Annotated in this window: 13 protein-coding genes; 8 read left to right on the top strand and 5 right to left on the bottom strand. The window is 68.9% G+C overall.

Annotated elements, in window-relative coordinates; genetic code table 11:
• Window positions 1–2: 2 nt before the first annotated feature.
• From ACWGID_RS21890 to ACWGID_RS21905, 4 genes are read left to right on the top strand one after another with little or no spacing between them, the layout of a single operon-like run.
• The gene (locus ACWGID_RS21890) at window positions 3–2,018 is read left to right on the top strand and encodes an ATP-binding protein (protein WP_452199228.1); all 2,016 of its coding nucleotides are present in this window, start codon (window positions 3–5) and stop codon (window positions 2,016–2,018) included.
• Window positions 2,015–3,172: an acyl-CoA dehydrogenase family protein gene (locus tag ACWGID_RS21895; RefSeq protein ID WP_452199230.1), complete on the top strand. Its 1,158-nt coding sequence runs from the start codon at window positions 2,015–2,017 to the stop codon at window positions 3,170–3,172. The genes ACWGID_RS21890 and ACWGID_RS21895 overlap by 4 nt, the downstream gene beginning before the upstream one ends.
• A gap of 41 nt (window positions 3,173–3,213) precedes the next feature.
• On the top strand, window positions 3,214–4,770 hold the full coding sequence (locus tag ACWGID_RS21900; RefSeq protein ID WP_452199232.1) for an AMP-binding protein: 1,557 nt from the start codon (window positions 3,214–3,216) through the stop codon (window positions 4,768–4,770).
• Entirely contained in the window at window positions 4,763–5,374 is a 612-nt protein-coding gene (locus tag ACWGID_RS21905) for a TetR/AcrR family transcriptional regulator (RefSeq protein WP_452199233.1), read from the top strand. Before ACWGID_RS21900 ends, ACWGID_RS21905 begins: the two co-directional genes overlap by 8 nt.
• Here the strand turns inward: ACWGID_RS21905 and ACWGID_RS21910 are convergent.
• Window positions 5,347–6,078 (bottom strand): AraC family transcriptional regulator, encoded by a 732-nt coding sequence (locus ACWGID_RS21910; protein ID WP_452199235.1) that lies wholly within the window; start codon window positions 6,076–6,078, stop codon window positions 5,347–5,349. The two genes, ACWGID_RS21905 and ACWGID_RS21910, sit on opposite strands and share 28 nt — an antisense overlap.
• Window positions 6,079–6,132: 54 nt before the next feature.
• Between ACWGID_RS21910 and ACWGID_RS21915 the strand changes: the two genes are divergently transcribed.
• The 4 genes from ACWGID_RS21915 (at window position 6,133) to ACWGID_RS21930 (ending at window position 11,276) form a co-directional block, all read left to right on the top strand.
• A complete protein-coding gene (locus tag ACWGID_RS21915) occupies window positions 6,133–7,257 on the top strand; it encodes an MFS transporter (protein WP_452199236.1) in 1,125 nt (374 codons plus the stop codon).
• 62 nt (window positions 7,258–7,319) lie between these two features.
• Window positions 7,320–8,744, top strand: a complete 1,425-nt coding sequence (locus ACWGID_RS21920) for an MDR family MFS transporter (RefSeq protein ID WP_452199238.1) — start codon at window positions 7,320–7,322, stop codon at window positions 8,742–8,744.
• Between the two features lie 70 nt (window positions 8,745–8,814).
• Window positions 8,815–10,263: an MDR family MFS transporter gene (locus tag ACWGID_RS21925; RefSeq protein WP_452199240.1), complete on the top strand. Its 1,449-nt coding sequence runs from the start codon at window positions 8,815–8,817 to the stop codon at window positions 10,261–10,263.
• A complete protein-coding gene (locus ACWGID_RS21930; RefSeq protein WP_452199242.1) occupies window positions 10,260–11,276 on the top strand; it encodes a GNAT family N-acetyltransferase in 1,017 nt (338 codons plus the stop codon). Before ACWGID_RS21925 ends, ACWGID_RS21930 begins: the two co-directional genes overlap by 4 nt.
• A 4-nt stretch (window positions 11,277–11,280) precedes the next feature.
• Here the strand turns inward: ACWGID_RS21930 and ACWGID_RS21935 are convergent, their stop codons facing one another.
• The 4 genes from ACWGID_RS21935 to ACWGID_RS21950 form a co-directional block, all read right to left on the bottom strand.
• Window positions 11,281–11,862: a hypothetical protein gene (locus ACWGID_RS21935; RefSeq protein WP_452199243.1), complete on the bottom strand. Its 582-nt coding sequence runs from the start codon at window positions 11,860–11,862 to the stop codon at window positions 11,281–11,283.
• 47 nt (window positions 11,863–11,909) lie between these two features.
• Window positions 11,910–12,494, bottom strand: coding sequence for a hypothetical protein (locus ACWGID_RS21940; protein ID WP_452199245.1), 585 nt, complete (start codon window positions 12,492–12,494; stop codon window positions 11,910–11,912).
• A complete protein-coding gene (locus ACWGID_RS21945; RefSeq protein ID WP_452199247.1) occupies window positions 12,491–13,744 on the bottom strand; it encodes a hypothetical protein in 1,254 nt (417 codons plus the stop codon). The genes ACWGID_RS21940 and ACWGID_RS21945 overlap by 4 nt, the downstream gene beginning before the upstream one ends.
• A 97-nt stretch (window positions 13,745–13,841) precedes the next feature.
• The gene (locus tag ACWGID_RS21950; RefSeq protein WP_452199248.1) at window positions 13,842–14,300 is read right to left on the bottom strand and encodes a MarR family winged helix-turn-helix transcriptional regulator; all 459 of its coding nucleotides are present in this window, start codon (window positions 14,298–14,300) and stop codon (window positions 13,842–13,844) included.
• Window positions 14,301–14,943: the final 643 nt, after the last annotated feature.

The raw sequence follows: 14,943 nt of genomic DNA on the forward strand, positions 1-14,943 counted from the left end.
GCATGTTCAGCTCTGTTCTGGTCGCCAACCGAGGCGAGATCGCCCGGCGGATCTTCCGCACCGCGCGCTCCCTCGGTCTGTCCACAGTCGCCGTGTACTCGACGGCCGACGCGCGGATGCCGTTCGTGGACGAGGCCGACGCTGCTGTTGAGCTTCCCGGAAACGCGCCCGGCGAGACGTACCTCCGCGCGGATCTCATCGTCGACGCGGCGGTGCGCGCGGGCGCGGACGCCGTACATCCGGGGTATGGGTTCCTGTCGGAGAACGCCGGCTTCGCGCAGGCGGTGATCGACGCGGGATTGACCTGGATCGGGCCGCCGGTGGACGCGATCTCCTCGATGGGGTCGAAGATCGAGGCGAAGAAGCTGATGGCCGCGGCCGGGGTGCCGGTGCTCGCCGAGCTCACGCCGGCCGAGGTGTCGGCCGCTGATCTGCCGGTGCTGGTGAAGGCGTCGGCCGGCGGTGGTGGACGCGGTATGCGGGTGGTGTCGCGGCTCGAGGACCTCGCGGCGGAGATCGACGCCGCGTCGGCGGAGGCGCTGTCGGCGTTCGGCGACGGAACGGTGTTCTGCGAGCGGTACCTCGCGACTGGTCGGCACATCGAAGTACAGGTCCTGGCCGATCAGCACGGGACGATCTGGGCGGTCGGTGAACGCGAGTGCTCGATCCAGCGCCGCCACCAGAAGGTCGTCGAGGAAGCACCGTCGCCCCTCGTCGAACGTCTCCCGGCGATGCGGGCGGCTCTGTTCGACGCCGCGCGGAAGGCTGCTGCGGCGATCAACTACGTCGGCGCGGGGACGGTCGAGTTCCTTGCGGACGGGGCCGGGAACTTCTACTTCTTGGAGATGAACACCCGGCTCCAGGTGGAACATCCGGTCACGGAGGAGACGACCGGCCTCGACCTGGTCGAACTGCAGTTTGCCGTTGCTTCGGGTGGCCGGTTGCCTCAGGAGCCGCCGCCGACGCGCGGGCACGCGATCGAGGTGCGGCTGTACGCCGAGGATCCGCTCCACGACTGGCAACCCCAGACCGGCACCCTCCACCGCTTCGCGATCGGCGACGACCCGCGGTTGGGAAACAAAAGGGCTCTGGACGACCAAAAGGTTCCCAACCGGCTGCGCGTGGACTCTGGGGTCGAGGACGGGTCCGAGGTTTCGCCGTACTACGACGCGATGCTGGCGAAGGTGATCGCGTACGGGGACGACCGTACGGCGGTGGCGCGGCGGCTGGCCGGGGTGTTGGAGCGGGCGACGATCCACGGGGTGGGGACGAATCGCGATCTGTTGGCGTGGACTCTACGGCACCCGGCGTTTCTCGCGGGCGACACCGACACGGCGTTCTTCAGCACGCACGGGGTAGGTGAGGCGGTCGGTGACGACGTGGTGCGAGTGTCGGCGTTGGCCGCGGCGCTGGCGGATGCGGCGGGTCGACGTACGCCCGTGCAGGTGCCGAGCGGCTGGCGCAACCTCCCGTCGCAGCCCCAACGCAAGAGCTACCAAGTCGGTGACGCGGTGCATGAGGTCGCCTACCGGTTAACCCGCGACGGGTTGGTTGCAGACGGCAACGTCAAGCTCCTGGACTCCGCACCCGACCGGGTGGTGCTGGAGGTTGATGGCGTGCGCAGGTTGTTTGCGGTGAAGGCTTACGGCGAGGGGGTCCCGGTCGGCGGGTCGGCGGCGGCGAGCCGCGCGTCCGCGACGCCGTCGTCCGTCGGACTGGTCTGTGTGGATTCGGCGTTGGGGAGTGTTGCGCTCGTCCCCGTCGGGCGGTTCACGGATCCGGCGGAGCAAGTCGCCGCGGGGTCGTTGGTTGCGCCAATGCCGGGGACGGTGACTCGGGTTGGCGTGCAGGTGGGTGACGTGGTGACGCAAGGGCAGCCGTTGGTGTGGTTGGAGGCGATGAAGATGGAGCACACGATCGCCGCCCCGGCCGACGGAGTGGTCGGTGAGTTGAAGGTGGCAGCGGGACAACAGGTCGAGGTCGGCGCGGTACTGGCCGTGGTTGGGGAGGACGCATGAGCTTCGTTGAATCGGAGGAGCGCCGGGAGCTGCGGAAGGTCGTCGGCGAACTCGGCAAGAAGTACGGCTACGCGTGGTTCAACCAGCAGGCCCGTAGCGGCGGCCACACCACCGAGCTCTGGCTCGAGGCCGGCAAGCTCGGGTATCTCGGCGTCAACCTCCCCGAGCAGTACGGCGGCGGAGGTGGCGGCATGGCCGACCTGTCGATCGTCCTCGAGGAGCTCGGCGCGGCCGGCTGCCCACTGCTGATGATGGTCGTCTCCCCGTCGATCTGCGGCACCGTGATCTCCCGCTTCGGCACCGACGACCAGAAACAGCACTGGCTCCCCGGCCTCGCCGACGGTACGACGATCATGGCGTTCGCGATCACCGAACCGGACGCCGGCTCGAACTCCCACCAGATCACCACCACGGCCCGGCGTACCGAGAACGGCTGGTCGCTGACCGGGCGCAAGGTGTACATCTCCGGCCTCGACGTCGCGAAGGCGATCCTGGTCGTGGGCCGCACGGAGGACGCGCGCACCGGGAAGCTCAAACCGGCGCTGTTCATCGTCCCGGTCGACGCGCCGGGCGTGGAGTTCCGGCAGATCGAGATGGACCTGATCAGCCCGGACAAGCAGTACGCCTTGTTCCTGGACGACGTACACCTGCCGCCGGAGGCGCTGGTCGGTTCCGAGGACGCGGCGCTGATGCAGCTCTTCGCCGGGCTGAATCCAGAGCGGATCATGGCGTCCGCGTTCGCGATCGGGATCGCCCGGCACGCGCTCGACAAGGCGACGGCGTACGTGAAGGAACGGCAGGTCTGGAAGACGCCGATCGGCGCGCACCAGGGCATCGCGCACCCGCTCGCGCAGATCAAGATCGAGCTCGAACTCGCCCGGCTGATGCTGCAGAAGGCCGCCGCGCTGTACGACGCCGGCGACGACCTGGCCGCGGGTGAGGCCGCGAACATGGCGAAGTACGCCGCCGGCGAGGTCGCCGTCCGCGCCACCGACCAGGCCGTGCAGTCCCTCGGCGGCAACGGCATGACGGTCGAGTACGGAGTCGCCTCGCTGGTCGCCGCCGCCCGCGCGACCCGGATCGCGCCGGTCAGCCGGGAGATGATCCTGAACTTCGTCGCCCAGCACTCGCTCGGTCTACCCAAGTCGTACTGAGGTCCGTCACAGTCTCACCATCGCCACCAGGGGAGGATCCGATGATCATCACCAGTCAGTTCGAGCCGGTCGAGGCGCTCGACGAACCGATCCACGACGCCGTCCTCGGCAAGGCCCAGGAGTTCGGCGACCGGCCGGCCATGATCGACGGCGTCACCGGCCGGGAGATCAGCTACGCCCAGCTCGACCACATGCACCGCCGGGTCGCGGCCGGGTTCGCCGAGCTCGGCATCCGGCACGGCGACACGATCGCGCTCTACAGCCCGAACACGATCCTCTACCCGGTCGTGTTCTACGGCGCCACCCGCGCGGGTGCCACCGTGACGACGGTCAACGCGCTCTACACGGCCGACGAGCTGCACAAGCAACTGGTCGACTCGAAGGCGAAGTTGCTGGTGACGATTTCGCTCTTCCTGCCGGTCGCGACCGCGGCGATCGAGGGTACGGACGTCACCGAGATCTTCGTCTGCGACCAGGCCGAGGGGTACCGCTCGGTCCTGGAGCTGGTCGCGTCGACCGGCCCGGAACCCGAGGTCGCGATCGATCCGGTCAACGACGTCGCCGTCCTCCCGTACTCGAGCGGAACCACCGGTGCGGCGAAGGGCGTGATGCTGACGCACCGCAACATCGCGACAAACATCCACCAGGCCGAGTCGATGTTCGACCTGGAGGACGGTGAACGGATCATCGCGATCCTGCCGTTCTTCCACATCTACGGGCTGTCCGTGCTGATGAACCTGCCGCTGCGGCTCGGCGCGACCGTCGTCGTACTGCCGAAATTCGACCTGCAGCAGTTCCTCACGACGCTGGACACGTACCGGATCACACGGGCGTTCGTCGCACCGCCCGTCGTCCTGGCGCTCGCCAAGCACCCGGCGGTCGACGGGGTGAACCTGTCGCACCTGAAGTACGTGACGTCGGCTGCCGCGCCGCTGGACGGTGAGCTCGCCGAGGCGTGCGCGAAGCGGCTCGGGCTGCACGCCGTCCTGCAGGCCTACGGGATGACCGAGCTGTCGCCGGGGACACACGTCGTACCGCAGGACGACCCGGAGCCGCCGCCGGGCGCGGTGGGCAAGCTGTTCCCGTCCACCGAGATGCGGCTGGTCGGTGCCGACGGCAACGATGCGGACGAGGGCGAGATCTGGATCCGCGGGCCGCAGGTGATGAAGGGGTACCTCGGCCGGCAGGCGGAGACCGACGCGACCATCGACCGCGAGGGATGGCTGCACACCGGTGACATCGGCCGGATGGACGACCGCGGCTACCTGTACGTGATCGACCGGGTGAAGGAGCTGATCAAGTACCACGGGTACCAGGTCCCGCCGGCCGAGCTGGAGGCGGTGCTGCTCACCGACGACCGGATCGCCGACGCGGCGGTGATCGGGGTGACCGCGGAGGGCAACGAGGTACCGAAGGCCTTCGTGGTGCCGATGCCCGGCGCCGAACTGACCGAGGCCGACGTGATGGAGTACGTCGCCGCGCGCGTGGCGCCGTACAAGAAGATCCGGCAGGTGGAGTTCATCGACGCGGTGCCGAAGGCGGCGTCCGGAAAGATCCTGCGGCGGGAGCTGCGGGCTCGCGAGGCGGCCCGTGAGTGAAGCGCTGAAGACACCCCAGCAGGACAGGTCGCGCGCGACCCGCCAGCGGTTGCTCGAAGCGGCGCTCGAATCGCTGGCCGAGGTCGGGTACGCCGCGACGACGGTGAGCGTGGTGGCGACCCGGGCCGGGGTCTCGCGGGGCGCCGCGCAGCACCACTTCCCGACGCGGGCGGATCTGTTCGCGGCGGCGGTCGAGTACATGACCGAAGTACGGCTGGCGGAGATCCGGGCGCAGGCCGCGCGGCTGCCGAGCGGGGCAGGACGGACCGAGGCGATCGTCGGGATGCTGGCCGACGTGTACACCGGTCCGTTGTTCCGCGCGGCGTTGCACCTGTGGGTGGCGGCCTCGACGGAGGAGGCGTTGCGGCAGCAGATCGTGCGGCTGGAAGCACACGTAGGCCGGCAGGCGCACCGAGCATTGCTGGAGGTCCTGGAGGTCAGCGAGCGAACGCCCGGCGTACGCGAGACCGTTCAGGGCGTGCTGGACATGGCGCGTGGTCTCGGCCTCGCGGACCTGCTGACCGACGACAGCGCCCGCCGCCGCGGCATCGTCCGCCAATGGAGCCAAATCCTCGATCAGACCCTCCGCGAGCCTGGAGTGTGACCGAAGGTGCGGCGGAAGGTGTCGATGAACGCGCTCGTCGACGCCCATCCGGTTCGGTGCGCCACGCGCGTCACTGACTCCCCATCCGCGAGCAGGATCAGCGCCTGGTGCAACCGGAGCTGTGTTCGCCATTGCGGGAAGCTTATTCCCAGGTCGGTCTGGCACAGGCGGCTCAGCGTGCGTTCGCTTGCGCCGACCACTCGCCCCAATTGCGTCAGTGTCCTGCCGTCAGCCGGGTCGTCCCGCAGGAAGTTGCAGACGGCAACCAGCCGTGGGTCGTTTGGAGTCGGCAGGTAGGTCGGTCGCTGAGCCGACCGCCGCAACTGATCGAGCAACACGCGTCGCAACCGCTCCTGCTCCGCGGCCTCTTGGTCGTCATCAGAGGTGAAGCTGAGGATGAGTTCACGGAGTAGCGGGCTGACGTCGAGCGCGGATGGCGCATCGAGCGCGAGGGGGTTCTCCTCGAGACCAATCGTGTGGAGTGCGGTCTCGCCGTACGCGCGGTGCTGGTGCACCGTCCCGGCGGGGACCCAGATCGCCCGGGTGGCCGGAGCGACCCAACTACCGGCGTCCGTGGTAACGGACAGGACGCCGCGCCCGGCGTACACGATCTGGTGGCGGTCGTGCCAGTGCGCCTCGATGCCACCGCCTGCCTGGATCGGCCGGTGGCCGGTGCTCGCGGGACGTTGGCGGGTTTCCGGCATCACTTGGCATTTTATCGGAAGCCGGACAGGCCGTCGGCTCGCGACGATCGACCGGTGCGCAAACTTCGACCGATCGGACTGATGGCGACCGGCCACGCCTGCGTGGACGTCTACCAGGGCTGCGTGCCCGCGCTCGTCCCGTTCCTCATGGCCGATCGCGGCCTCGGGTACGTCGCGGTGTCCGGCATAACGCTGGCGGCGACCCTGCTGTCATCGGTGGTCCAGCCGGTGTTCGGCGTACTGACCGACCGCCGTCCACTGACCTGGCTGATCCCGGTCGCGATGACCACGGCCGGGCTCGGCATCGCGCTGATCGGCGTCGGCGACACGTACCTGCTCAGCTGGCTCGCGGCCGCATTGTCCGGGCTGGGCGTCGCGGCGTACCACCCGGAGGCCGCGCGGATGGCGCGCCTGGTGAGCGGCGGCAGTCACGTCGGGATGAGCTGGTTCTCGGTCGGCGGGAACGTCGGGTTCGCGCTGGCGCCCGTCCTCGTCACGCCGATCATCGCCGCGGGCGGGCTGGCGCTGACGCCGCTTCTCGTCGTACCGGCGCTCGTCGGGGCCGCGATCACTTCGTGGGCGGTCCGGTCCCGCGTCACGGACGCGACCGTCCGCCTGCGGGCCGAAGGGACCGACGACTGGCCGTCGTTCCTGCGGCTGTCGGCGATCATGATCTGCCGGTCGATCGTGTTCGTCGGCCTCGGCACCTTCATCGCCCTGTACGCCGGCCAGCGGGTCGGCGGCGGGACCGCGACCGGCGGCACCGCGCTGTTCGTCCTCTTCGCCGCGGGCGCCCTCGGCACCCTGCTCGGCGGCCGCCTCGCCACCCGCTACGGACGGGTCCGCACCCTGCGCACGTCGTACGCCGTCGCGGTGCCGGCGATCGCCTGCTTGGTCTTCGTCCCCGGCCCGGCGTTCTTCGGCTTCCTGGCGCTGACCGCGATCGCGATGTCGATCCCGTTCTCACTGCACGTGACCCTCGGCCAGGACTTCCTCCCCGGCCGCGTCGGTACGGCGGGCGGCATGACCCTCGGCCTCGCGGTCAGCATCGGCGGCGTCGCCACCCCGGTGCTCGGCACGATCGCGGAGCACACCTCGCTCCGGCTCGCGCTCAGCACACTGATCGCGCTCGCCCTCTGCGGCAGCCTGATCGGGTACGCGATCCGTGAGCCGGTCTGAGCGTCCAGAAGACGATCAGCCGGTAGGGAAATCGCTCCCGGCCACCTACATTGAGCACCGCCATGGCTGCTGAGCGGATCGATCGGACGAGTGTGGGACTCCGATCGGGACGAGGGCCGGTCCTGCTCGCCGTGATGCTCACGCTCGGACTCGTCGCCATCGATTCGACGATCCTGGCCACCGCCGTACCGTCAGTCGTCGCCGACCTCGGCGGGTTCACGCAGTTTCCTTGGTTGTTCTCGGTCTACCTGTTGGCCCAGGCGGTGTCGGTGCCGATCTTCGGCAAGCTCGCCGACCTCCGCGGGCGCAAACCGGTCATGCTGCTCGGCATCGGGTTGTTCGTGCTCGGCTCGGTGCTCTGCGGACTCGCCTGGAGCATGCCGGCACTGATCGCGTTCCGGCTGGTCCAGGGGCTCGGCGCGGGCGCCGCGCAGCCGACGGCGATGACGATCGTCGGCGACATCTACACCTTGGCGGAGCAGGGAAAGGTCCAGGGGTATGTCGCCGGCGCGTTCGGTGTCGCGTCGTTCGCCGGACCGGTGCTGGGCGGCCTGTTCTCCGACTACCTGTCGTGGCGGTGGATCTTCTTCGTCAACATCCCGCTCGGACTCGCGGCCGCATGGGTGCTGATCCGCGCCTTCCGGGAGTCCGTCGGCCACAGGCTCCGGCACCGGACCGACTACCCGGGCGCCATCGTGCTCGCCGTCGGCGGCTCGCTGCTGCTGCTCGGACTGCTCGAGGGCGGCGTGTCCTGGGGCTGGGGTTCAGTACCGGGACTCGCGGTCCTGACGGGTGCGGCGATCCTGCTCGGCGCGTTCGTCCTGATCGAGCGTCGTGCCGACGAGCCGGTCATCCCGTTGTGGGCGTTCGGCCGTCGCATACCGGGTTCCGCGAACGCGGCCGCCCTACTGATCGGCGCACTGGTGGCCGGTCTGTCGACGTACGTCCCACTGTTCGCCCAGGGTGCGCTGGGTACGTCGGCTCTCGTCGGCGGGCTCGCCCTGGCGGGGATGACTCTCGGATGGCCGATCGCTGCATCGGCTGCGGGGCGGATGTACGTCGTACTCGGCTTCCGGACCGCGATGCTGCTCGGTGCGATCATCGCCGTACTCGCCGCCGGACTCCTTCTGACGGCCGGCTCCCTGCTGCACCTGACGGCGGCCTGCTTCGTGATGGGAGTCGGGCTCGGGCTGTGCGCGACGCCGTCGATCGTCGCCGCTCAGCGCTCGGTGGACTGGCACATGCGCGGTGTGGTGACCGGGGCGAACATGTTCGCCCGCTCGATCGGCAGTGCGATCGGCGTCGCCGTCTTCGGCGGCGTAGCCAACAGTGTGGTCGGCCACTCACACGCGGATCTGGAGAAGCTGCCTGGAGACGTGCTCGGCCGCGCCGTTCACGCGGTCTTCTCGGTTGCCGCGATCGCCGCGGTACTGCTCATCGCCGCGGTGGTCTCCATGCCCAACCGCATCGCCGAACGCGGCAACTAGGAGTGCGCAGTCCAGCAGGCGATCCCCGCGTGGGGAATTTGTTGTCACATCACATACATTGATCAGCAATATGACTACTGAGCGGATCGACCGAGCGAGTGTGGGACTTCGGTCGGAACGAGGGCCGATCCTGCTCGCGGTGATGCTGAGCGTCGGGCTGGTCGCGATCGACGCGACGATCCTCGCAACCGCCGTACCGTCCGTGGTCGCCGATCTCGGTGGGTTCACCCAGTTCCCCTGGCTGTTCTCGATCTACCTGCTGGCGCAGGCGGTGTCGGTGCCGATCTACGGCAAGCTCGCCGACCAGCGCGGACGGAAGCCGATCATGCTGCTCGGCGTCGGGCTGTTCGTCCTCGGGTCGGTGCTCTGCGGGTTCGCCTGGAGCATGCCGGCGCTGATCGCGTTCCGCCTCGTCCAGGGGCTCGGCGCGGGCGCGATCCAGCCGATCGGGATGACGATCATCGGCGACATCTACACCGTCGCCGAGCGCGCCAAGGTGCAGGGGTACGTCGCCAGCGTCTGGGGGATCTCGTCCTTCGTCGGACCCACGCTCGGTGGCGTGTTCTCGGACTACATCTCGTGGCGGTGGATCTTCTTCGTGAACATCCCGCTCGGGATCGCGGCCGCGTGGGTGCTGGTCCGGCGGTTCGAGGAGAAGGTCGCGGAGAAGACCAGCCACCAGATCGACTACGCGGGCGCGATCCTGCTCGCGGTCGGTGGTTCGCTGCTGCTGCTCGGGCTGCTCGAGGGCGGCGTGATGTGGGACTGGGGTTCGGGACCGAGCATCGTGATCCTGGCCGCGTCCGTCGTACTGCTGGTCTCGTTCGTGCTCGTCGAGCGGCGCGCGGCGGAGCCCGTCCTGCCGCTGTGGGTGCTCGGGCAGCGAGTGCTGAACTCGGCCAACTCGGCGGCGCTGCTGATCGGGTTGCTGATGATCGGCCTCTCGACGTACGTGCCGCTGTACGCCCAGAGCGTCCTCGGTACGTCGGCACTCGTGGCCGGGTTCGCACTGGCAGCGATGACGCTCGGCTGGCCGATCGCCGCATCGTTCGCCGGGCGCATCTACCTGCGGGTCGGGTTCCGGTCCACGATGCTGCTCGGCGCGCTGATCGTCGTACTCGGGTCCGGGATCCTGCTCACGGTCGGCCCCGGCAGCTCGGTCCTGCACCTGGCCGCCGCCTGCTTCGTCATCGGGATCGGCCTCGGCTTCTCCGCGTCACCGTCGGTCGTGGCCGCGCAGTCCTCGGTGGGCTGGCGGACCCGCGGCGTGGTGACCGGCGCGAACATGTTCTCCCGCTCGGTCGGCAGCGCGGTCGGCGTCGCCGTCTTCGGTGCCGTCGCGAACGCCGTGGTCGCAGCCCGCCTCGGCGACGACCACGCCGACCTTGAGAAGGTGCCGGCCGGGACCCTGGCGCCCGCGATCCACGACGTCTACTACGGCGCCGCCGCGGCCGCAGTGCTCCTCGTCGTGGCCGTCCTGTTCATGCCGAACCGCATCACCGAGCAGCCCCTTCGATGACCGAGCGCGCGGTCGACTGTGTCGGCGCCTTGATCCGGGACTCGCAGCATCGCGTCTACCTGCAGCGTCGTACCGCTGATCGACGGTTGTTGCCGGGGATCTGGGACATCGTCGGCGGACACCTGGAGCCGGGCGAGACACCGGAGCAGGCGTTGGCCCGCGAGGTCGAGGAGGAGACCGGCTGGAAGGTCCGCGACATCGTCTGGCCCGTCGCCGACTGGGAGTGGGAGTGGGAAGGCCGGGTACGCCGTGAGGTCGACTACCTCATCACGGTCGACGGCGACCTGAGCCGACCGCGACTCGAAGCCGGCAAGCACGACGCGTCCGCGTGGGCCGGACCTGACGACCTCGACCTGCTGATGGTCAACCGGACCGACGGCGACCGACGCCTGCGCGACCTGGTGGCGCACGCCGTCAGGACCCGCTTCACCGACCGTCTCCGCCTCGAACCGATCACCGGACCCAACGGTGTCCTCCCCGGACATGCACCGGACCTGCTCCGCCTGTTCTCGGACCCGTGGGTCGCCCACTGGTACGGCGTCTCATTCGCACCCGAGGACGCCGACGCCCAAGCCGCACACCACCAGGCCGCCTGGGAGCGCCAGTCGGTGAGTAAGTGGATCGCCTACGAACGCACCACCGGCGCACTGGCCGGCCGCGGCGGTCTCTCCCGACTCCCCGCCGAAATACCCATCACCAACACGATCGCCGCCCTCGCCGGCCCGGCCTGGACAACCGACCGCCTGGAACTCGGCTGGGCCCTCACCGAACCCGCCCGAGGCCGAGGCCTAGCCACCGAGTTAGGCCACGCCGCCCTCAACTACGCCTTCACCACCCTCAACGCCACCGAAGTAGTCGCCTTCACCGAACAATCCAACACCGCCTCCCAAGCCGTCATGCAACGCCTAGGCATGCACCCCGTCGGCCAGTTCCACGCCGAGGGTTGGTCCGCAGACGGCACGGCAATCCACCCCCACGCCCCCTTCACCGTCTACATCGCCCGCGCCGACTGAGACCTCACTCCTTCTTCTTCGCAAGCTGAGCCGCGATCCGCGCCCGAGACTCCTCAGCCTGGATCCTGTCCTCCTCGTCCAACGCGGCCAGCGTTGCGGCGTCGATCGACAGCGGGGCCTGCGCCAACCGCTCCGCCAAGCTGAGATAGGCCACACCGCCGACCGGCAGCTCGATACTCGCCTGGCCCTGCCAGAACTCACCCCCGAGCTCGAACACCTGCACCATCGGCTCGTACGGATCATCCAGCCCGGGGAACTGCTGGTACGGCGCATCGCCCAGTGAAACCCACCGGAACATGTCGGCAATCACCTTGCGCACCAGCGGCTTCAGCTCATGCCCAACCTCAGCCTCCAGCCGCTCCAGCCACACCGGATCGCCCTCCACAGCCGGATCGACCAGCGGCGCAATGTCCGCAAACGCCCACCGCTCCGTCACCCCCAACGCATTCGCCCACAACGCCTTCCGCCGAAGAAACTCACTCGCCAACCGCCCCCGCGCCCGAAAGTGCCGCAACTCCGCAACATCGTCATCCCACGCAGCCCCCACCAACCGCACCAAAAACCGCTCACAAGCAGCCGCTGCCATCACAGCCCAACCATTCCTTTGCTGTGCCTAACTGAGCCTGCCTGCACCTACTCGGCAGCGTCCTGCGTACGTCGGGCCTCCAGCCGGGCTCGTGCTTCCTCGAGTTGGATACGGTCCTTCTCGTCCAGCTCGGCCAGGGTCTCGGCGTCGATCGGGATCGGTGGCTGGGCCAACCGGAAATCGAGTGAGCGGTAGACGACCCCGGCGATGGGCAACTCGATGCCACTCTGCCCTTGCCAGAACTCACCACCGCGTTCGAAGACCTGCACCATCGGCTCATACGGATCGTCGAACTCGGGAAACCGCTCCTTCGGCCGCTCGCCCAACGACGCCCACCGGAACATGTCGGTGATCACCTTGCGAACCAGCACCTGCAACTCGTGGCCGGCTGCGACCTCGACCCGCTCCAGCCACACTGGATCGGTCTCCACAGACGGGTCGAACAACAGCGCGACATCCGCGAACGGCCAGCGCTCTGTCACTCCCAGCGCGTTCGCCCACACCGCCTTCCGCCGGAAGAACTCACTCGCCAACTGCCGCCGCGACGTCTCGTGCAGCAACTCGGCCTCGTCGTCATCCCACCTCGCCGCCACCAAGCGCGCCAGCAACCGCTCCGCCGCCGTATCCGTCACAACCCCAAACCTTCCTTGGCCACTCGAACCACCTCGTCCAGGTTCGACAAATCCTCCGCCACCCGCAGCTGGTCCCGGGGGACAACCAGCGTGCTGTCCCGGTGCACCAGCAGGTCCTTCATCGTCGACTGCATACTCCTCGGTGCCGCGGCGTGCGCGGTCAGATGCTCACGCGTAACCCTCGGCCCATACTCGTCCCACGCGGCCGGATCAGCCGAAAGATATGGGAGTCCGGCGTCCATCAGTTTCGCTTCGACGTACTCGTGCGCCAGGAGCGACCAGAATTCGACACGCTGCCGGTCGGTCAGCTCGGCGCCGGATGCGACGCGCTCCCACAACACCCCGACTTCCGAGAGCGGCATGAAGTGCCCGTGCCTGACCTCGCCCGGGCCGACTGCCACGTCGTGCTGACGAACGAAGAGGTGCTCCTTCGCTTCTTCGACCACCTCGCGTGGGAAGGCGCTGTTCTCGGCGACCGCGTCGACGTCGTCGGCCTCGCGGATCCGTCGGTAAGTGTCCATGTCGCGCGGATCGTCAGGCGTCTCCACGAACTCGTTCTCAGGCGTGTCCTTGCCCTCGGCGTCCTCTTGCGGAGCAGGCTCTCGGGCTTCCGTGGACTCAACCTGAGCCTGTGAGTCGCCGTCATCGTCATCCACCGAGCGGTCGGCGGCAGTATCCGCGTCGGGCTGGGGATGTTCTTCGGGCTCCGGCGAGTCGCCGTCGTCAAGGTTCTGACCCCAGCCGTCGCGGGCGAAGAGCGGGTTGGCCGCCATCTTCTCGCGCCGCCTTGGTGAGAGTTGGTCGTCGCGAGGCTCGGTCTGCGGGTCGTCGGTGGTCGGCTGGTCGGCGCGCTCGGGGGTGGACGGCGGCTCGGCGTCGGTTGTTGGTTGGTCGGCGCGTTTGTCGGTGGGGGTGACGGGTGTGGAGTCGTTCGGCCTGGCCCTGTACTGGAGGCGGGCCAGGGTGTCGTCCTTGAGGAGGCGGTCCCGGATCTCAGGTGGGTACGACGCGAACAGGTCCTGCTCGTCGGTACGTCGATCCGCTGCGGCCGCCTGACCTCGCCCCGAAGCGTTGTCGAGCGGCTTCGGCGCTGGGCGAACCGCCGGCGAGTCCGGCTCGGGGCGCTCAGAGGGCGCGGTCGGCTCGGAAGCCTCCGGGACGGGCGGGCTGGGAGGTGGTTCGGCGTACCCGCTGTCGGGCTGGTTCGGGTTGCGATCGACAGGGCGGCCGCTGAGCTCACCGCGTGCCATCCGCAGACCCCCAGGACGAGACCAGAGGCATCAAGGTACTGCGCAGGAGAGTCAAACGACCACACTCCGTCAGCATCCGTCACATGTCCGGTTCGGATCAGGTTGGCGGACCGGGGGCGGACATTTGGCGGTCCAGGGTGGTGGTGAAGCGGGTTAGGAGGGTGGCGAAGGTGGATCGTTCGTCGGGGGTCCAGTCGTGCATGGCGGCGGCGAAACGGGTGCGGCGGTGGGCGTGGACGGTGTCGAGTTGGGCGCGGCCGGTGGGGGTGAGGACCAGATGGGTACGGCGGCCGTCGGTTTGGTCTGCTTCTCGGCGGATGAAGCCGGACTCGACCGCCGCGGCGACGAGTTTGCTCGCTCGGGGCTGGTCGACGCCGAGTGCTGTTGCGACGCCGTTGACCCCGAGTGGTTCGGGCTCTGACGCTTCGATCGCGTCGAGGACGTCCTGGAGCGGTGACGGGCTGCCGGACTGGACGGCGAAGGTGCGGTGGGTCTGGCGCCGGCGGATCGTCACCATTGCTGCCTCGACTTCGGCGATCGGATCGGTCTTGTCCATGACCAGCTCCAAAATATATGCTCATTGACATGTATATGTCAGATGACAACAAGCCTATCGGGTGGTGGCTGAAGGAGGTCGACCGACTGCTCGAGGCGTCAATCGAGCAGGTGCTCGCCGAGGACGGGTTGAGCCGGCGGCAGTGGCAGGCGCTGAACGCGGCGGCTGGGGAGGAGCCGATCGCTGCGGGCGCTGGCTCGATTGAGCGTGAAGGTGCGGGCCCAGCGGCGGAAGGTGATCGAGGGAATCTCCGACGAGGAGTACCTGGCGACGATCGGCGTTCTCCGGCGGATGGCCGCGAATCTGGCGCACAACGTCTGAAGGCTCCGAGTGTGACCGTCCAGGCGCGACGGTCACACTCGGAGCCTGCCACCTCAAGGGGGAGGTTCCCGGTGAGGTGTCGGGAAGCTCCGGTGTCCCACCGCCCGGGACACTCGGCCCTGCCTGGCCCGAGGTGTCGGCCAGGAGGTGGTTGGAACGGCTGGGCGGCGGCGATACAGGGAACTCAGCCGCCAAGCCCAGCCGGGTCAGGTGGGCGGCGGGGGGGGGGGCCGCGCGCGCGCGCGGGGCGCCACACCCGCGGGGCGGACGGCACGCCCTCTACCTCGCCCCCCAAAAACAACACCACCCCGACACGAAGCCA

Source organism: Kribbella sp. NPDC054772, assembly GCF_053611945.1.